General features: G+C 62.8%; 17 protein-coding genes. 9 read left to right on the top strand and 8 right to left on the bottom strand.

Annotated features, from left to right (window positions below; all coding sequences use genetic code 11):
• Positions 1-66 precede the first annotated feature (66 nt).
• Positions 67-1,056: a LysR family transcriptional regulator gene (locus LCM4577_RS16425; protein ID WP_041006127.1), complete on the top strand. Its 990-nt coding sequence runs from the start codon at positions 67-69 to the stop codon at positions 1,054-1,056.
• Positions 1,057-1,282: 226 nt separating this feature from the next.
• A complete protein-coding gene (locus LCM4577_RS16430; protein ID WP_041006125.1) occupies positions 1,283-1,483 on the top strand; it encodes a hypothetical protein in 201 nt (66 codons plus the stop codon).
• Positions 1,484-1,493: 10 nt separating this feature from the next.
• On the opposite strand, the gene LCM4577_RS16435 is transcribed toward LCM4577_RS16430, so the two are convergent.
• From LCM4577_RS16435 to LCM4577_RS16460, 6 genes are all read right to left on the bottom strand, one after another.
• The gene (locus LCM4577_RS16435) at positions 1,494-2,123 is read right to left on the bottom strand and encodes a hypothetical protein (protein WP_071072235.1); all 630 of its coding nucleotides are present in this window, start codon (positions 2,121-2,123) and stop codon (positions 1,494-1,496) included.
• Positions 2,123-2,998, bottom strand: coding sequence for an ABC transporter permease (locus LCM4577_RS16440; RefSeq protein ID WP_071072236.1), 876 nt, complete (start codon positions 2,996-2,998; stop codon positions 2,123-2,125). The genes LCM4577_RS16435 and LCM4577_RS16440 overlap by 1 nt, the downstream gene beginning before the upstream one ends.
• Positions 2,995-3,783, bottom strand: a complete 789-nt coding sequence (locus tag LCM4577_RS16445) for an ATP-binding cassette domain-containing protein (protein ID WP_071030559.1) — start codon at positions 3,781-3,783, stop codon at positions 2,995-2,997. The genes LCM4577_RS16440 and LCM4577_RS16445 overlap by 4 nt, the downstream gene beginning before the upstream one ends.
• Positions 3,784-3,858: 75 nt before the next feature.
• Entirely contained in the window at positions 3,859-4,302 is a 444-nt protein-coding gene (locus tag LCM4577_RS16450; protein ID WP_040983866.1) for a hypothetical protein, read from the bottom strand.
• 32 nt (positions 4,303-4,334) lie between these two features.
• Positions 4,335-5,261, bottom strand: a complete 927-nt coding sequence (locus LCM4577_RS16455) for a YVTN family beta-propeller repeat protein (RefSeq protein WP_071030303.1) — start codon at positions 5,259-5,261, stop codon at positions 4,335-4,337.
• 66 nt (positions 5,262-5,327) lie between these two features.
• On the bottom strand, positions 5,328-6,575 hold the full coding sequence (locus LCM4577_RS16460) for an ABC transporter substrate-binding protein (protein WP_052467734.1): 1,248 nt from the start codon (positions 6,573-6,575) through the stop codon (positions 5,328-5,330).
• A gap of 346 nt (positions 6,576-6,921) precedes the next feature.
• Between LCM4577_RS16460 and LCM4577_RS16465 the strand changes: the two genes are divergently transcribed.
• The 5 genes from LCM4577_RS16465 (at position 6,922) to LCM4577_RS16485 (ending at position 12,076) form a co-directional block, all read left to right on the top strand.
• Positions 6,922-8,049, top strand: a complete 1,128-nt coding sequence (locus LCM4577_RS16465) for an S-(hydroxymethyl)glutathione dehydrogenase/class III alcohol dehydrogenase (RefSeq protein WP_071072238.1) — start codon at positions 6,922-6,924, stop codon at positions 8,047-8,049.
• A 140-nt stretch (positions 8,050-8,189) separates the two neighbouring features.
• On the top strand, positions 8,190-8,759 hold the full coding sequence (gfa, locus tag LCM4577_RS16470) for an S-(hydroxymethyl)glutathione synthase (protein ID WP_071072240.1): 570 nt from the start codon (positions 8,190-8,192) through the stop codon (positions 8,757-8,759).
• Positions 8,760-9,317: 558 nt separating this feature from the next.
• Positions 9,318-10,301, top strand: coding sequence for an ABC transporter substrate-binding protein (locus LCM4577_RS16475; RefSeq protein ID WP_041006087.1), 984 nt, complete (start codon positions 9,318-9,320; stop codon positions 10,299-10,301).
• A 90-nt stretch (positions 10,302-10,391) separates the two neighbouring features.
• Positions 10,392-11,195, top strand: a complete 804-nt coding sequence (locus LCM4577_RS16480; RefSeq protein ID WP_071072242.1) for an ABC transporter permease — start codon at positions 10,392-10,394, stop codon at positions 11,193-11,195.
• 80 nt (positions 11,196-11,275) lie between these two features.
• Positions 11,276-12,076 carry an ABC transporter ATP-binding protein gene (locus LCM4577_RS16485; protein WP_071072535.1) on the top strand — a complete coding sequence of 267 codons (801 nt, stop codon included), beginning with the start codon at positions 11,276-11,278 and terminating at the stop codon, positions 12,074-12,076.
• A 345-nt stretch (positions 12,077-12,421) separates the two neighbouring features.
• Here the strand turns inward: LCM4577_RS16485 and LCM4577_RS16490 are convergent, their stop codons facing one another.
• Entirely contained in the window at positions 12,422-14,041 is a 1,620-nt protein-coding gene (locus LCM4577_RS16490) for a GMC family oxidoreductase (protein WP_071072244.1), read from the bottom strand.
• A 19-nt stretch (positions 14,042-14,060) separates the two neighbouring features.
• A complete protein-coding gene (locus LCM4577_RS16495) occupies positions 14,061-15,692 on the bottom strand; it encodes an amidohydrolase (protein ID WP_071072246.1) in 1,632 nt (543 codons plus the stop codon).
• Between the two features lie 299 nt (positions 15,693-15,991).
• Between LCM4577_RS16495 and LCM4577_RS16500 the strand changes: the two genes are divergently transcribed.
• Both LCM4577_RS16500 and LCM4577_RS16505 read left to right on the top strand, forming a co-directional pair.
• Positions 15,992-17,266 carry an NAD(P)/FAD-dependent oxidoreductase gene (locus LCM4577_RS16500; RefSeq protein ID WP_071072248.1) on the top strand — a complete coding sequence of 425 codons (1,275 nt, stop codon included), beginning with the start codon at positions 15,992-15,994 and terminating at the stop codon, positions 17,264-17,266.
• A 33-nt stretch (positions 17,267-17,299) separates the two neighbouring features.
• Entirely contained in the window at positions 17,300-17,716 is a 417-nt protein-coding gene (locus LCM4577_RS16505; RefSeq protein WP_041007797.1) for a RidA family protein, read from the top strand.
• The last annotated feature ends 2 nt before the right edge of the window (positions 17,717-17,718 follow it).

The raw sequence follows: 17,718 nt of genomic DNA on the forward strand, positions 1-17,718 counted from the left end.
AAACGATCCATGCTAAGTAAAATTCAATAACTTTACCCAGGCACTAAAATTAATTTAGTATGCCTTATGAGGAATCTCACGCTCAAGCAATTCAAGACCGTGCAGGCCATCGTAAGCCACGGGAAAATCGTGAGCGCGGCCAAGGTGTTAGGCCTTTCTCCTCCAGCGGTCACGATCCAGCTGCGGCAGGTGGAGGAGGAATTCCAGCTGGCCTTGTTCGACCGGACGTCGGACGGCATGCGTCCCACCGCCGCAGGGCTGGCCTTCGTCGAGGCGGCACAGGCCATCGACGAGCGGCTTCGCATGCTCGAGGACGAGATGGACGCCATCAAGGGCGTGCGCACCGGCAGCCTGAGGCTCGGCGTCGTTTCCACCGCCAAATATTTCGCGCCGCGGCTGATGGCCGGCTTCATGAAGGAGCATCCCGATATCGACATGCGGCTTGCCATCGGCAATCGCGCGGAAACGATCGACAGGYTGAAGAACCACGACATCGACATCGCGCTGATGGGGCGTCCGCCCAAGGAAGTTTCGGTGCGCGCTTCGGTCTTCGGCGACCATCCGCTGGTCATCATCGCGCCGCCCGAGCATCCGCTGGTTTCGGCACGCGACATTTCCAAGGAAAGGATCGCCGAGGAGCATTTCCTCATTCGCGAGCCGGGCTCGGGCACGCGCATATCGCTCGAGATATTCCTGAGCGACGTGCCCGGCCGGATCGACGATCTCGGCGTCGAGATGGGTTCGAACGAGACGATCAAGCAGGCGGTGATGGCAGGTCTCGGCATCGCCTTCATCTCCGCCCACACCATCGCCGCCGAAACGGAAGCCGGACGGCTCGTCATTCTCGACGTGGCCGGGATGCCGATCCGCCGGCAATGGTTTTCGGTGATGCGAACCGATCACGTGATCTCGCCGGCCATGGCGACCTTCAACGATTTCCTGATGCGCAAGGGCGCGACTTACCTGCCCCTGTTCGGCAAATTGTATCCCCACGCCGAAGCGGATGAAGCAGCGCCGGCACGGCAAGCGAGAACGCCTGCAAGGCGACCCAAGTGAAACGCCTGACATATCGGCCGTCGGGATCGTGCGAAAAGGTTCGGAAAGGGCGTCAGCAACGGGTCTCCGCCATGGCGATCGGCGGGCCGACATGTTATATTGTTTATTGCTAATGGAAGGGCGGGCGGCAATTCGCATTCTCAGCGAGGCGGAAGGGCAGCCAACCCTGCGGGCAGATCGCCACGCGTCCCGGCGTGGGGTTCGGGATTTCGAAGGGGAAGGGGCAATGCTTTATACAATCGTGATGATGGTCTGCATGTCGGCCATGCCGCAGACCTGCGAGCAACGCGAGGAAATGGCGGACGGCCTGGCCATGAATCCCGGCGTGGCCTTCATGCAGGCGCAGCCGCTGGTCGCGCATTGGCTGGAGACACATCCCGGCTATTTCGTGCAGCGCTGGCGCGTGCTGCCTGGCCGGAGCAGTTGACCGAGACAGGTTATTTCTTCGCGGCAAGCGTCTCGGAGACGGTCTTGGCCAGCTGATAGAGCCGCTGTTCGATGATCGTCGGCACGTCGCAGACGTAAGTCAGCGATTGCGCGCGCTCGGTGAAGATCCGCGTCGCGAAATTCAGCTGGTCGGTGCGCCGCTCGACCTCGTCCGGATCCGCGTCGGGCTTTGCGCGCAACGTGTCGACATCGGACGCTTGCTTGCGCAAGTCGGCGGCCATTTCGAGCTGCCTGTGAGCGTAACGGGAAATGCCGGCAATCACGTGCGAACGCTCGGCGTCCATGTGGTCGAACATGCCCTGCATGAGCATCGCCATTTTCGTCGCAAGCTGCTCGGCCGGCAGAGACGCCGCAAAATCCCTGATCTTCTTCTGCGCATCGCCGAGCGGCAGCCGTCGCGCAGCAACGTCCTCGACAAGGGCGGAGACCGATGCGTCGTCTGACCAGTCCTTGGCCGAGGGCGGAAGATCCGGCCCGTTCCAGACTTGGCCGAGCGACAATTGCGGCACTTTGCGCTGGACGCACGGCCAGTCCGGATCGGCGGTCGCCGCACCGGCTTTTGTGGCCTGCGCAAGCAGGCTGACCATAACCAGGCTGAGAGCAAAGGCTGTTCTGGCCATCAGGCATTTCCTCCCGTGTCCTGCTTGCGGGTCATCAGGCCGCGCGAGGGATCGTAGGCGATGATGGCTCCGGCCAGGAACAGCAGCGTGCATCCGGCGACGACGCCCAGCGACACCCAATCGACCTGCCCGTAAAAGGCGAAGCGGATCAGTTCGACCGCGTAGGTGAACGGATTGACGAGACAGATCTTGTAAAGGAGGGGGCTGGCCTCCTGGATGCGCCACAACGGATAGAGGGCCGGTGAGGCGAAATAGCCAGGGAATATGACGAAGTTCATGATGCCGGCGAAGTTTTCGAGCTGCTTGATCATCGAGGATAGAAGCATCCCGAGGGCGCAAAGCATCATGCCCGACAAAAACAGCGCCGGCAGCACGAACAGGTAGCCGAGGGGCGGCGCCTTGACGCCCCAGAACCACGCCACGATCAGGAAGGCGTAGACCTGCGCGATCGACACGGCGACGCCGGCAAGCATCTTCGACACCAACAGGAACCAGCGCGGAAACGGGCTGACGAGCAGGGTGCGCATATTGCCCATCTCACGGTCGTAAACCATCGACAGCGAAGACTGCATGCCTGAGAACAGAAGGATCATGCCGCACAGACCGGGCGTGATGTAGACCTCGTAAAGGACGTAGGTCTTGTAGGGCGGGATGATCGAGACGCCGAGCACCTGGCGAAAGCCGGCGGCGAAGATGAACAGCCAGACGAGAGGCCTGACCAGCGAGGAGATGAAGCGCTCGCGTTGATGCAGGAAACGCAGGCACTCGCGGAGCACGACGCCCTTGAGGCAGATGAGATAGTGACGCAGGCCGAACGCGCCCGACCTCACCGGCGTGACAGAGGTGAGTTTTTGCGGCGTCGCGGACGTGCTCATGGCGAAATCTCCGCAATGCCGGCCGTCCCGCTGCGGTTGAGCTTCGAGAAGGCGTCGCGGATCGAACCGGTGCCGCTGGCCTGGATCAGATCGGACACCGTGCCGCTGGCGACGAGGTTGCCCTGGCGCAGCACGACGGCATGGTCGCCGTCCTCGACCTCGTCGATCAGGTGCGTGGCCCACAAAACGCCGATGCCCTCGGTGTCGACGAGCCTGCGGATGGTGGCCAGGATGCCGGCGCGCGACTGGATGTCGAGACCGACGGTCGCCTCGTCGAGCAGCAGCAGGGAGGGGCGGTGAAGCAGCGCCCTGGCGATCTCGATCCGTCGCATCTGGCCGCCGGAGAGGGAGCGGGCCTTGTCGTGCTCACGGCCCCGCATGTCGACTGTTTCGAGCAGGGTGGCGATGCGCTGCCGGGCCTCGCGCCCGCCGATACCGTGCAGCGAGGCGTGGTAGGAGAGGTTCTGGTACACGCTGAGATCGAGGTCGAGCGTGCGTGCCTGAAACACGATGCCGACACATCTGAGCGCTTCGCCGGAAGCGCGGCGGATGTCATGGCCGAAGATGCGGATCGATCCGTGGCGGGTGTCGTAAAGGTGGCTGATCAGCGAGAACAAGGTTGTCTTGCCCGCCCCGTTGAGGCCGAGCAGAACGGTGAAAGTCGCTGGGGCGATCGAGAAGGATACATTGTTCAGCGCCCGTTTGGAACCGTAGGAATGGCTGACGCCGGCGACGTCGAGCGCCGCCACCTCATTTCCCGGCCCGCCTGTCCGCACATGCTGCACGCCGATCACCCTGTCCTCATATGCGCACCGTTCTCATTGGCCCGTTCTCGTGTGCCAGGTCTCATTTGCCAGGTCTCATTTGATCGTGATCTTTCCCTTGAGGCCCTTGTCGGCAAGGTCGGGGACGGACCAGCTGTATTCGCCCGGGCGCACGGTGTGGAACTGGACCAATATGGTTCCCGCATCGTCGAATTCGAGCCAGGCCGGCGCGCCGGCCATATGCACTTCGAGATCGTTTATGACGATCTGGTCGATCCAGACATTGCGCCACAAGTCGGTCATGAACTTGTATTCGAAGCCGCCGTGAGACGTGATCTTCCAGCGATAGCCCTGGCCGGCAATCAGCTCGAAATCCGTACGGTTGACGTCGTAGCTGGATTTGTCCGAGCCCAGGACCAACTCGGGGAGGGTCTTGCTGGATCGCGTCACCTTCGGCGTATCGTCGTCGGCGCTGGCCGCGAGCGGAGCAACCGCCAGTCCGACCAGGACGGCGAAGGCAATGGTACGGTTGATCGTCATGGAATGAACCTCCCGGCTTGCTTGGGGCATCGCTAGTTGGGCGATATGGCCACGCCCCACGGCTGCTGGCCGACGGTGAGCGACTGGACCGGTTCATCGGTCGCGGTATCGATGAAGGTGATGTCGTTCGAGTTGCCGTTCGTGGTGATCAGCGTCTTCTGGTCCGGGGTGAAGGCCAGGTGCCAGACGCGCTGGCCGACGAGGATGTATTTCTCCACTTCGTAGGTTTCGGTGTTGATCACCGCGACATGGTTTGCCGGGCCGAGCGCGACATAGGCCTTCTTGCCGTCGGCGGTTATGGCGATGCCCACGGGTTGGATGGTCTCGGCCCGCAATCCGTTGATCGCGAACTGGATCTTCTTCACCACCTGGCGCTTGGCGTTGTCGATGACGCTGACCGTGCCGCCGACCTCGGCGCTGACCCAAACCTGGGAGCCGTCGGGCTTGAATTCGGCGAAGCGCGGACGCGTATCGACCAGTACGCTATCGGTCACCTCATGGCTTTGCGTGTCGATGAAATGCGCCATGCTGGTGGTTTCGGAGGTGTTGACCATGGTCTTGCCGTCGGGGCTGACGCCCATGCCTTCCGGCTCGACGCCGACCGGGATCTCCGAGAGCACCGCCTTGCTCGCGACATCGACGACGGTGACCAGATTGTCGTCCTCGTTGGCGATATAGAGCGTCTTGCCGTCAGGCGAGAGCACGAACAATTCAGGATCGGGCCCGGAGGGCAGATCGCCAACGACGTCAAGGCTGGACGTATCGATGATCTGGACCGTGTCGTCGTCGCTGGCGCACAGATAGACGAACTTGCCGTCGGGCGAAATCGTGATGCCGCGCGGCCTCTGCCCGACATCGACGGTCTTGATCACCTTCATCGTCGCCGTGTCGACGACGGTCATGGTGTTGTCCTTCTCGTTGGAGACATAGGCCGTATAGGCCGATGCCGGACCCGCCATGAGGCAGGTCGCAAGAAAGGCGAGTGCACAAGCTCGTCCCTGCACCGATTTTCCTCCCGATTGCTTCTACTTAAGGACGCATTTGGTCTCCGGCTGATCGACGCCGAGCGTGTCGAGCTCGGAAACCTGGTGGAGATAGCCCTCCTGCGGCGAGGTCGAGACGACCGACTTGGTGTCGCTGAGCAGGATCGGCTGGCGCAGCTGAAGGTTCCATTTGCGGAAGGTCAGCTTCTGGCCCTTGAAGGCGGCGACCGAAAAATCGTCGGAGCGGATGTAGTCGCTGATCTTTTTCGGATCGTCGCCATTGGTGCGCGTGGTGGCTTCGCCGACGGCCCGCACGGCCGTCCAGGCCGACATGTCCTTGGAGAGCATGCGCCGGCCGGTCGTCCTCAGGAACCGGCTCTGCATCTGGATGCCGCCCCACTGCTCGCTCGCGGGGTGCCATGAAGAGGCGACAAGCCCGGCCGTGCCCGCGACCGGCCGCGGCGTCCAGGTGCGGTAGGGGACATAGGTTCCGAAGACCTCGCTCTCGTCGGCAACCAGCACCACGTCGTGCTCCGGCAGGTCCTGCGTGAACACGGAAATCTGCTGCTGGATCTGCGTGGCGCCCGTGTCGGTGCGCCTGGCGGTGCCGCTGTCCTTGAACTCCTTCTCCGCCACGATCTGGCCGCCGAAACGGGCAGCCGCGCGGCGCAGCGCATCGGCGTAGAGATGGTCCTGCTCATGCGAACCGTAGAGCAGCACCCAGTTCGGCCATTTCTTCACCATGAGATACTGCGCCAGCGCGTCGGCCAGCATGCTGCGTGTCGGTGCGATGTGGAAGACGTTTATGCGGCAGTTCTCCTCGCGCAGGCTGTCGTCGGTGGCGCCGATGTTGAAGATGAGCACGCCCTTGTCGCGCGCGATGTCGGCGATGGACAGCAATTGCCTGGCCGAGAGGTCCGCGACCACATAGCGGTCGCCTTTGGCGATCAGGTCGTCGAATGCCTGAACCGCATCGGAGTCAGGTTTTATTTCGGTGATGTCGAGACTGAATTTCTGGCCAAGGAACGTTCCTGTCGTGTTGTTGTCGCCGATCGCGACCTTGGCGCCGGCAACGCCCTCGTCCCTTGGCGGCAGGTCGAGCAGGGAAAGCGTCAGCTGCGGCGCGTACGCCCGCAAATAACCTATCTTGATTTCGGTGATCTTCTTTTCAGGCTTGGCCGCTGCAGCCGGTTGCTTGCTCGCAGATTCCTGGGCCGCCGCACCGGAGAGATTGGCGGTCAGGAGAAGAAAGCACAAAAGGGTCGTGAGAGTGCCCGGCACCGCGCTCATCGATAACAATACCCACTCTTGCGCCACGTCCGATCGTGTCGGACCAGCGCCAAGCCAAGGTGCCCGTGGAGAAACTTAGCGGAAGYGTTGGATTTATCAAACCTTGCAAGCTGGCCTGCCGCTTCTGCTTTAGTCCTATTTGCCGCCGGCAAGGAGGCCGGTGATCGGGCGGATCGCGGCATGCCGGAACAGCACGGATGGGGGGACCTTGGTAGAATAGACTTATCAGGGAGACCGTTCGATTATTGCGACCTCACTACGGCTTGGAAACGGTATTTTTGTTGCGAGGCGGACCTCAGGCCCGCCGGAACATGAAGTTTTTCGACTGCCTTGGGAGGAGTGCCTCATGAAAACGCGTGCCGCCGTAGCCGTTGGTGCTGGAAAGCCGCTGGAGATCATGGAGGTGGACCTCGAGGGGCCGCGCGAGGGCGAGGTGCTGATCGAGGTCAAGGCGACCGGCATCTGCCATACCGACGAGTTCACGCTGTCGGGCGCCGATCCGGAAGGCATCTTCCCGGCGATCCTGGGCCATGAGGGCGCCGGCATCGTCGTCGATGTCGGCAAGGGCGTGATCTCGGTCAAGAAGGGCGACCATGTCATCCCGCTCTACACGCCCGAATGCCGGCAGTGCCCGTCCTGCCTGTCGAGGAAGACCAATCTGTGCACCGCCATCCGCGCCACGCAAGGGCAAGGCCTGATGCCCGACGGCACCTCGCGCTTCTCGGTCGGGGGCGAAAAACTCTTCCACTATATGGGCTGCTCGACCTTCTCCAACTTCACCGTGCTGCCGGAGATCGCGGTGGCCAAGGTCAATCCCGACGCCCCCTTCGACAAGATCTGCTACATCGGCTGCGGGGTGACCACCGGCATCGGCGCGGTCATCAACACCGCCAAGGTCGAGCAGGGCGCGACGGCGGTCGTGTTCGGCCTCGGCGGCATCGGCTTGAACGTCATCCAGGGGCTTCGCCTTGCCGGCGCCGACATGATCATCGGCGTCGATTTGAACAACGACAAGAAGGCCTGGGGCGAGAAGTTCGGCATGACGCATTTCGTCAATCCGAAGGAGATCGACGGCGACATCGTGCCTTACCTGGTCAACATGACCAAGCGCGGCGCCGACCAGATCGGCGGCGCCGACTACACCTTCGACTGCACCGGCAACACCAAGGTGATGCGCCAGGCGCTGGAGGCCTCGCATCGCGGCTGGGGCAAGTCGGTCATCATCGGCGTTGCCGGCGCCGGCCAGGAGATTTCGACCAGACCTTTCCAGCTGGTCACCGGGCGCACCTGGATGGGCACCGCCTTCGGCGGCGCGCGCGGCCGCACCGACGTGCCCAGGATCGTCGACTGGTACATGGAGAAAAAGATCCAGATCGACCCGATGATCACCCATACGCTGAAGCTCGAGGACATCAACAAGGGTTTCGACCTCATGCATGAGGGCAAGTCGATCAGGAGCGTGGTGGTTTACTAAAAGCAATTCCAGGAAAAGTGCGCGGTTTTCCGTCCGCAATTGCGCAAGAACAAAGTGACAGAGCAAACCCACTGGTGAGGAAAGCCACCGGGCCGCAGGCCGACCCCCGCGAGCCGATGGTCAAACAGGAGGAAGTGTAAATGGCCGAAAAACTGCATCACTCGATCGACAACGGCTTGCCGAAGGAAAGCGCATCCTTTGCCGGCGGCACGCTGGTTTGCCTGTGCACCTCGAAGCCGGTGAAGGTGAAGGTCAAGGGCCAGATCGCCCACAACCACGCCTGCGGCTGCACCAAATGCTGGAAGCCGGAAGGCGCCATCTTCTCGGTCGTGGCCGTCGCCGGCACCGGCGACGTCACCGTCACCGAGAACGGCGACAAGCTGAAGGTGGTCGATCCCTCGGCGCTGATCCAGCGCCATGCCTGCACCGGCTGCGGCGTCCACATGTACGGCCCGGTCGAGCGCGACCATCCCTTCAAGGGCCTGTCCTTCATCCATCCCGAGCGCTTCGAGGAGGACGGCTGGTCGCCGCCTGGCTTTGCCGCCTTCGTCTCCTCGATCATCGAATCCGGCGTCGACCCGAGCCGCATGGACGGCATCCGCGGTCAGCTGAAGTCGATCGGGCTCGAGCCCTATGACTGCCTCAGCCCCGGCCTGATGGACTATATCGCCACCTGGACGGCGAAGAAGTCGGGAGCCTTGGCGGCCTAGAGCGTTTCACCGTTTCACGGAAACGGCGAAACGCTCTATCCTTTGTCTTTACGCAATTCCAGACGGAAAACCGCTCACACTTTTCCTGGAATTGCTCAAGCCCGCTTGCCGCGCCGAAGGGCGCGGCTCGCGCCGAAAATCTCCGGGATGCGGCCGATGAGGCCGCATCCCTCGCTGGTCCTCGAAGCATCTGAATTGCCATTCGTCCTGGTACCGCCGTCGATTTTTCCGGCGGCCCGAGAACACCTCCGATTGGGCGAACCGTCCTACAAGAATCCCTTTGGCCGGCATGCCGTCCACGGTCATCGGAACCGCGGGTCGCCTGGCGCCGTAGTTCAAGCGCGTTGGCCAAGCTCGGCCGCTGCTTCGGTTTCGGCGAAGCAAAGGACAGAAAAAGACTTCTTTTTGCGATCCGGCCCGGATGCTCTCTTGCGGGACCTAGAACAAGGCCCGCCTGGGAGGGCGACGCATAACAAGAGAGCGGCTGCCGAAACGACAGCCTGGCATACGCCACTCGAATGAGGCCGATGCCAGCAACAGCCATGGGGAACCACGACAATGAAGACATTCCGAAACTGCCTGATGACCGCGGTCGCCGCAGGTCTGCTGGGTCTGGGGCTTGCCGCTCCCGCCAATGCCGGCGCCATCCGTCTCGGCATGACCACCTGGGTAGGTTACGGGCCGCTGTTTCTGGCCCGTGACCTCGGCTACTTCAAGGAAGCCGGCGTCGATGTCGACCTGAAGATCATTGAAGAATCAGCGCTCTACATGGCGGCTGTCGCCGGTGGCGACCTCGACGGCGCTGCCTCCACCGTCGACGAGCTGATGAAGTATCGCTCGGACGAACTCTGCTTCAAATATGTGGTGGCGCTCGACGACAGCCATGGCGGCGACGGCGTCGTCACGCAGCCCGACGTCAAGTCGCTCAAGGACCTGAAGGGCCAGCAAGTGGCCTTGAACGAGGGCTCCATTTCCGAATTCTGGTTCAACGTGCTCCTGAAAAAGGAAGGCATGACCGAGGACGATGTCACCATCACCAACATGACCGCCGATGATGCGGCGACCGCCTTCATCGCCGGCCAGGTTCCCGCCGCAGTGACCTGGGAGCCGCATCTCACCGAAGTCCGCAAGGGCGGCAAGGGCAAGGTGCTGATCGATTCCACGACCACGCCCGGCCTGATCGTCGATGTGATCGCGCTCAAATGCGACCTGATCGAGAAGCATCCCGAGGACGTGAAGGCCCTCATCAAGGGCTATTACAAGGCGGTCGACTACATCAAGACCAACCCAGACAAGGCCTATGAGATCATGGCCAAGGGCATTGGCGGCTATCTCGAGAAGCCCGAGGATTTCGCTGCCGGCGCCAAGGGCGTGCGCTACTACGACCGCGCCCGCAACCTGGAATTCTTCGGCACGCCGGAGAAGAGCGAGGCGGCCGACCTGGTGAACTTCGCGCAGGACATCTGGGGCAAGGCCGGCAAGCTCAAGATGACGATCGACTCGAAAACCATCCTCGACACCGATTTCATCAAGGAACAGTGAGCTTTCGGGATCGCCAGGGTCGGCCCCGTTCGGGCCGATCCCGTTTTCTCAAAGCCAGGTTTTCGCGTTTAGATCTACGGAGGCCATCTTATGGCACAGAGGCGGACGGCGTGGACACGCCTGACGACCCCATTCGCCACCATTCCCGCCCGCACGGCAACAACGCTCGCGCTGGCGATGTGGGTGGTCGTGATCGGCGGCTGGGCGTTGCTGTCCTATGGCCGCGTCGTGCCGAACATGTTCCTGCCGACGCCAGGAACCGTGCTCGAGACGACCTATCGCATGTCGCTCGACGGCAGCCTTTTCTACCACACTTTGACCAGCGCCAAGGTGGTGATCCTGGGCTTCATCGTGTCCTCGCTGATCGCCGTGCCGCTGGGACTTTGGATGGGGACCTACCGGGCGGTGCAGGCGCCGCTGGAGCCGTTGGTCAACTTCATCCGCTATCTGCCGGTGACCTCCTTCGTGCCGCTGTTCATCCTTTGGATCGGCATCGGCATCGAGCAGCGCATCGCGGTCATCTTCTTCGGCACCTTCTTCCAGCAACTCGTCATGATCTCCGATTGCGCGCGCAGCGTCTCCAGGGATCTGGTCAACGCCTCCTACACGCTGGGCACCAAGCGCAGCGAAGCAGTGTGGCACGTCATCTTCCCGGCAGCGCTTCCGGCGATCCYCGACACGCTTCGCGTCACCATGGGCTGGGCCTGGACCTATCTGGTCGTGGCCGAGCTCGTCGCGGCGTCGAGCGGCCTCGGCTACATCAGCCTGAAGGCGATGCGCGGCTTCCAGGTCGACGTGATCTTCATGGCGATCGCCGCGATCGGGCTTCTCGGCCTGATCACCGACACGGCATTCCGCATTCTCCGGGCAAGGGTCGCGCCATGGGCACCTTGATCTTGAACGCATCCTCGCAAACCGCAGCCGGATCAAGGGTACTAATGACCGAAACCGTCAAGGCGAACAATTTGGACGGCATGGCCTCCGCCAATGTCGATGCGCGCGCCGCCGGCACCACGATGGCCATCGAGGACGTGACGCTGCGCTACGGCGACGCCAACGGCGTGCTGGCGCTGGACGATGTGTCGTTGAAGGTGGCCAGGAACGAATTCTGCGTCATCGTCGGTCCTTCGGGATGCGGCAAATCCAGCTTGCTGTACCTCGCGGCCGGCCTCAATGACGCGACYTCGGGCAGCATCAAGGTCGATGGCAGGGAAGTGATCGAGCCCGGCCCGGACAGGGGCATGGTGTTCCAGAGCTACACCCTGTTTCCCTGGCTCACGGTGCGCGCCAACATCGAGTACGGGCCGAAGCGCAAGGGGCTGCCCGCGGAGCAGCGCAAGCAGATCGTCGACCAGTATCTCAACGAGGTCGGCCTCGCGCCCTTTGCGGACCACTATCCAGCGCAGCTTTCCGGCGGCATGAAGCAGCGCGTTGCGATTGCGCGCGCCCTTGCCAACGACCCGGCCGTGCTGTTGATGGACGAACCCTTCGGCGCGCTCGACAGCCAGACGCGCGGCACCATGCAGAAGCTGCTGTTGCGCGTCTGGGAGCGGCAGCAGAAGACGGTGCTCTTCGTCACCCACGACATCGACGAGGCGCTGGTRCTGGGCGACCGCGTCCTGGTGATGACGGCGAGGCCCGGCAAGATCAAGGCCGAGATCAAGGTCGACATACCACGGCCGCGCTCGATGGACGTGATCCTTGAGCCCGACTTCATCGCGCTCAAGCGCCGTATCCTCGGCCTTCTGCACGACGAGATCGACGAAGATCACTAAATAGCCTCTCGACACAATTGCAAGCTCGTCGGCGGCAAGATCTTCATCGTTTATTTCCGTGAAATCGGCGCAGGCGCTGGGGGTTGGCCGAAGCCTCTCAGCTTCGTCATCCACGGGCGGAGCGGGAGCGAAGCGACGCGCGGAGACCCGAGGATCCATTCCGTTACCTTAATCGTAGAGTCCAGCGGAGCAGAATTCTGCTCCGCGACGACGCCTCAACGTCACGGAATGGATTCTAGGGTCTGCGCGCGTCGCTTCGCTCCTTGCTCCGCCCTAGAATGACGAGGTTTGGAGGGCTTAAGCCAATTCCGGACGTTTGTGACGGTTCACCGAAACAATGGTGGCCTACTTGCCCCCGCTGCGCCCCGAGCCGAGGATCATCTCCGAAACCTTCTGCCCGATCATCATGCTCGGCGCGTTGGTGTTGCCGCCGATCAGCTTCGGCATCACGGACGCATCCGCGACCCGGAGCCCGTCCACGCCGCGCACCTTGAGCGTCGCCGGATCGACGACGGCCATATCGTCCGTTCCCATCTTGCAGGTTCCCACCGGATGATAGACGGTCAGCGCCTCGGCGCGCAGATAGGCGAGGATCTCGTCATCGCCGCGCACATCCTTGCCCGGCAGCATCTCTTTGCCGCGCACCGCGTCGAACTCGGGCGAGGCAAAGATCCGGCGCGCGATCTTGATGCCTTCGACCAGCACCATGGCGTCGTGTTCATGCGTGAAGAAGCGATGGTCGATCAGGACGTCGCGGCGGGAATCGTCGCGCGACAGCCTGATCTCGCCAACGCTTTTTGGCCTCAGCACGCAGGTGTGAATGGCGTAGCCGTGGCCGTATTYGATCAGCCTGCCGCGATGGCTGCGATAGCCCGGCACGAAGTGGAACTGGATGTCGGGAAGGCCGTTCGCGTGCCTGGTCTTCGCAAAGCCGCCGGCCTCGACATAGTTGGTGGTGAGCATGCCCTTGCGGCGCGCGAAATACTGGAAGGGCGCTGCCGCGATGCGGGGCAGGTTGGCAAGCGACAGGCCGAGCGTCCTGGTGCTTCTGGAGCGCACGGTGATCATGCCGTCGACATGGTCCTGCAGGTTCTTGYCGACGCCGGGCAAATCGAGAAGCGGTGCGATGCCGATCTGCTTGAGCTCGGCCGCCGGCCCGATGCCGGACGCCATCAGGATCTTGGGCGAGTTGATGGCGCCGGCCGAAAGCACGATCTCGCGGCTGGCCGAGAGCGTCTTTTGCTGGCCGTCATGCTGCACGCGCAGCCCCGTGGCGCGCCCTTGGGCGATGACAAGGTCGATCACCTCGCATTCGCTGAGCAGCGTCAGGTTCCTGCGATGAAGCACCGGACGCATGAACGCGCTGAAACTGCTGAAGCGCTGTCCCCGATCCTGCGTGACGTTGTAGATGCCGAGGCCGAACTGGCTCTCGGCATTGAAGTCGGCGTTGGCGGGCAGGACGGCGTTTTTGCCGGCCTTGACGAACATGCTTGAAAGCTCGTTCGGATCGCGCGGATTGTCGACCAGCAGCTCCCCGTCGCTGCCATGATAGCGCGGGTCCTGGCCGAGCAGATTGCGCTCCAGCTTCCTGAACACGGGCAGCACATCACGATAGGCCCAGCCGGCGCAGCCGAGCCTGGCCCACTCGTCATAGTCCTCGGCGGCGCCGCGAATATAGACCATCGAATTGATCGAGCTCGATCCGCCGAGCGCCTTGCCGCGATTGACCGGAATGCGGCGATTGTTGAGCTCAGGCTGCGGCACGCCGACGAAGCAATAGTCGTAGTTCGGGTTGCCGTAGAGCGAGAGGATGCCCGCCGGCACCTTGACCCGCAGGCTGTTGTCGCTGCCGCCGGCCTCGACCAGGCACACTCTGACCGACGGATCGGCGCTCAGCCGATTGGCGACCACGCAGCCGGCCGAGCCGGCACCGACGACGATATAGTCAAATTCAGCCGCTTCCATCCAACCCCCAAGACGCGGCTCAAGCCGCGGGTTCTTCCCAGACCGGTTTGCCGCCGACGATCGTCTTCAGCACCTTGATATCGGCGATCTTGTCCGGCTCGACCCGCAGCGGATCATCGGAAAGCACGATGAAGTCGGCGAGCTTCCCCGCCGCCAAACTGCCCTCGTCGTTCTCCCGGTGGCCGGCAAAGGCAGCCCCCAGCGTATAGGCATGGAGCGCCTGCGCGACGGTGATCCGCTGCTGCGGGACCCATCCGGTTTCCGGCTGGTGATCCCGGCTTTGTCGCAGCACCGCATTGCGAATACCGATGAGCGGATTGAGATCGACGATGGGCCAATCGGTTCCAAACGCGACGGCGCCGCCGGCTTCCAGGATGGAGCGAACGGGAAAGGCGCGCGGCAGGGATGCGGAGCCGACGCGCGCCTCCCAAAGCCCTTCCATCCCGAGCCACTGGTCGCGCGGATAGATCATGGCGGGCTGGAAGCTCGCTATCGCTCCTGTCTCGGCAAAGCGCTCGATGTCGCGCGGGGTGGGTATTTCGCAATGTTCCACCCGCGGTCGACGCTGCCGTGAGCGTTCGCCATCCGCGGCGTAGGCATCGAGCGCCATTTCGATGGCCCCCGTTCCGATCGCGTGCGTCCAGACCTGAAAGCCTTCCTGCTGCGCGCGGCTGACGGCCGCGTTGTAGGCGGCTGCCTTCCACAGGCATGTTCCGGTTTCGCCCGGTTTGTCGGCATAGCCCTGGGGCATGAAGCCCGTATGGGATTCCAGCACGCCGTCCAGGAAGAATTTGATGACGCGCCCGTCGAGAAACTCCGGGTCGAGGTCATCCCTCCACCCAGACACGCGCGCGATCACCTCGTCGAGGTTCGAATCCGGATTTACAATGCTCGAGAGCGTGAACCGCAGGCTGAGCTCGTCGTTCGCGAATATCTCAGCCAGCAAGGGGACCGCTTCGTCATCCATCCCCGCGCTTTGGACCCGCGACAGTCCCAGACGGTTCGCTTCCTTGATGGCGTGGAGCAGCGCTGATCGCATGTCCGATGTCGAGGGCTGAGGGACCAGTTCTTCGAGCCGGGACCACGCTTTCTCCTTCAGCCATCCGGTCGGCTCGCCGCTCGCATCCCTGACGATCTCGCCGCCTTCGGGGTCGGGCGTATCCCGGATGATGCCGGCAAGTTCCAGCGCCTTGCTGTTCAACCAGGCGGCGTGCGCCATGCCCGAGCGGAAGAAAACGGGGCGATCGGCGACGACTTGGTCGAGAAGCGATTTGTGGAATCCGCCTTCGGGGAGGTCAGGGTAGCCGTAGCTGAACTCGCTGCCCACGATCCATGCGCGGTCGGGATGAGCCTGCGCATAGGCCTTCAACCGGTCGAGGACTTCGCCGAACGTCTTTGCTTCCCGCAACCGCACCTCATCGAGGTATTTGCTTCCCCAGGCGAAATGCAGGTGGGAGTCGATGAAGGCCGGCATTGCGAACCGGCCTTGGAGATCGACGATTTCGGCGTCTTTGGATGCTTGCAGTCTGACGGAGGACCAAGAGCCGACAGCCGTGATGCGCTCGCCGCGAACCAGCATCGCCTCGGCGACGGGATTTGCCGCATCGACGGTATAAAGCGCGCCGTTTGCGTAAAGGGTCTCTCGCGCCATTTGACTTTCAGCGGCCGTCGCTCTCATGCGGGTGATGAAGGGCAGGGAACCACCGAATCCGAGGCGGTAGAATAACTTTTTCCGGCACCCGTGCTTAGGGTTTGCCTAAGCCTGATCGATGGTGGTGCCATCGACCTTGTCGTCGGCATCCGTAACGGCTCCGCGATCCCCATCTCAGCGTTTAGGGATAAGCTAAGCACTGACACATGAAATCATAATTTTCGCTCCGCCAGCCCCTCACTAAAAGCAAACCGGACCTCCATCGCAGCGGCGAAAGCCCCATCGGAAGAGACGTGGATATGTCGGTTGAGAAGATAGACACGCTCGTTGTCGGCGGCGGCCAGGCCGGGGTGGCCATGAGCGAGCATCTGAGCAAATGCGGGGTGCCTCATCTCGTGCTCGAGCGCGGCCGGATCGCCGAGCGCTGGCGCTCGCAGCGCTGGGACTCCCTGGTCGCCAACGGCCCGGCCTGGCATGATCGGTTTCCGGGCATGGAGTTTCCCGTGACGGGTCCCGACGGCTTTCCCCCGAAGGAGGAGGTCGCCGACTATTTCGTCGCCTACGCAAAGCAGATCGACGCGCCGATCCGCTGCGGCGTGGAGGTCAAGCTGGTGCAAAGGAATGTCGGCCGTCCGGGATTCCGCGTCGAGACGTCGGATGGCGTGATCGAGGCCAACAGCGTGGTGGCCGCGACGGGACCTTTCCAGGTCCCCGTCATCCCGCCTCTCGTCCCTGCCGATGCCGGCATCCTGCAAATCCACTCAAGTGCCTACCGCAATCCCGCGCAACTGCCTAAGGGCGCCGTGCTGGTGGTCGGCGCGGGATCCTCGGGCGTGCAGATTGCCGACGAGTTGCAGCGCTCAGGCAGGCGCGTCTATCTCTCGGTCGGCCCGCATGATCGGCCGCCGCGCTCTTATCGCGGGCGCGACTTTTGCTGGTGGCTGGGCGTTCTCGGCAAATGGGACCTCGAGACCCCAGGACCCGGCACGGAACATGTCACGATCGCGGTGAGCGGCGCGCGCGGCGGCGAGACGATCGATTTCCGTCGCCTGGCCGCGCAGGGGCTTACGCTCGTCGGCATGACAAAGACATACCAGGGCGGTGTGATGAGTTTCGCGCCCGATCTTGCGAAGAACATCGCCCGCGGCGACGCCAATCTGATGTCGCTGTTGGACGAAGCCGACGCCTATGTCGTCCGCAACGGTCTCGACCTCCCGGAAGAGCCCGCCCTGCGCAAAATTGGCCCGGACCCGGACTGCGTGATCAATCCGATCAGCGAGCTCGATCTCGCCGAGGCCGGGATAACAGCGATCATCTGGGCGACGGGCTTCGCTGTCGATTACAGCTGGCTGAAGGTCGACGCTTTCGACGAGAAGGGCCGGCCAAGACATCAGCGCGGCGTCTCGGTCGAGCCGGGGATATATTTCCTTGGGTTGCCCTGGCAGTCGCGCAGGGGGTCGAGCTTCATCTGGGGCGTCTGGCATGATGCCAAGCATGTGGCCGACCGTATTTCGACGCAGCGCAAATATCTCGCCTACCACGCCGCCGCGACGCGCGAGCCCGTGGACGCCTGACCAGAGCTGCGAGCCCGACCCATGGAGACCAAGATGGCGCATACGAGAATTCGCAAATTCAACACCAAGGACACCTATCCCGAGCAGAAGCTCGACAACGATCTCTGCCACGCGGTCGTGACGCGCGGCGGCCGGACCGTCTATCTGCGCGGACAGTGCCCGCAGGATCTCGACACGGCGAAGAACATCGACAGCCATGATCCGGTCGAGCAGACCCATAAGGTCATGCAAAACATCAGGCAGCTCATCGAAGAGTGCGGCGGCACGATGGAGCATCTGGTGAAGGTGGTGGTCTACATCACCGACGTGCGCCATCGCGAAGCCGTCTACCGGACGATGGGCGAGTATATCAAAGGCGTTCACCCGGTTTCGACCGGCCTGGTCGTGTCGGCCCTGGCACGGCCGGATTGGCTGGTCGAGATCGACGGCACCGCTGTCATTCCGGACTAACG

The organism is Mesorhizobium sp. LCM 4577, from assembly GCF_001854795.2.
GTDB lineage: Bacteria > Pseudomonadota > Alphaproteobacteria > Rhizobiales > Rhizobiaceae > Mesorhizobium > Mesorhizobium plurifarium.

Bases quoted from the DNA above. Each gene is read 5' to 3' on its own strand.
- LCM4577_RS16430 (WP_041006125.1), top strand. From the start codon at position 1,283: ATGCTTTATACAATCGTGATGATGGTCTGCATGTCGGCCATGCCGCAG.
- LCM4577_RS16435 (WP_071072235.1), bottom strand. From the start codon at position 2,123: ATGGCCAGAACAGCCTTTGCTCTCAGCCTGGTTATGGTCAGCCTGCTT.
- LCM4577_RS16440 (WP_071072236.1), bottom strand. From the start codon at position 2,998: ATGAGCACGTCCGCGACGCCGCAAAAACTCACCTCTGTCACGCCGGTG.
- LCM4577_RS16450 (WP_040983866.1), bottom strand. From the start codon at position 4,302: ATGACGATCAACCGTACCATTGCCTTCGCCGTCCTGGTCGGACTGGCG.
- LCM4577_RS16455 (WP_071030303.1), bottom strand. From the start codon at position 5,261: ATGGCGGGTCCGGCATCGGCCTATACGGCCTATGTCTCCAACGAGAAG.
- LCM4577_RS16460 (WP_052467734.1), bottom strand. From the start codon at position 6,575: ATGAGCGCGGTGCCGGGCACTCTCACGACCCTTTTGTGCTTTCTTCTC.
- LCM4577_RS16465 (WP_071072238.1), top strand. From the start codon at position 6,922: ATGAAAACGCGTGCCGCCGTAGCCGTTGGTGCTGGAAAGCCGCTGGAG.
- gfa (WP_071072240.1), top strand. From the start codon at position 8,190: ATGGCCGAAAAACTGCATCACTCGATCGACAACGGCTTGCCGAAGGAA.
- LCM4577_RS16475 (WP_041006087.1), top strand. From the start codon at position 9,318: ATGAAGACATTCCGAAACTGCCTGATGACCGCGGTCGCCGCAGGTCTG.
- LCM4577_RS16495 (WP_071072246.1), bottom strand. From the start codon at position 15,692: ATGGCGCGAGAGACCCTTTACGCAAACGGCGCGCTTTATACCGTCGAT.
- LCM4577_RS16500 (WP_071072248.1), top strand. From the start codon at position 15,992: ATGTCGGTTGAGAAGATAGACACGCTCGTTGTCGGCGGCGGCCAGGCC.
- LCM4577_RS16505 (WP_041007797.1), top strand. From the start codon at position 17,300: ATGGCGCATACGAGAATTCGCAAATTCAACACCAAGGACACCTATCCC.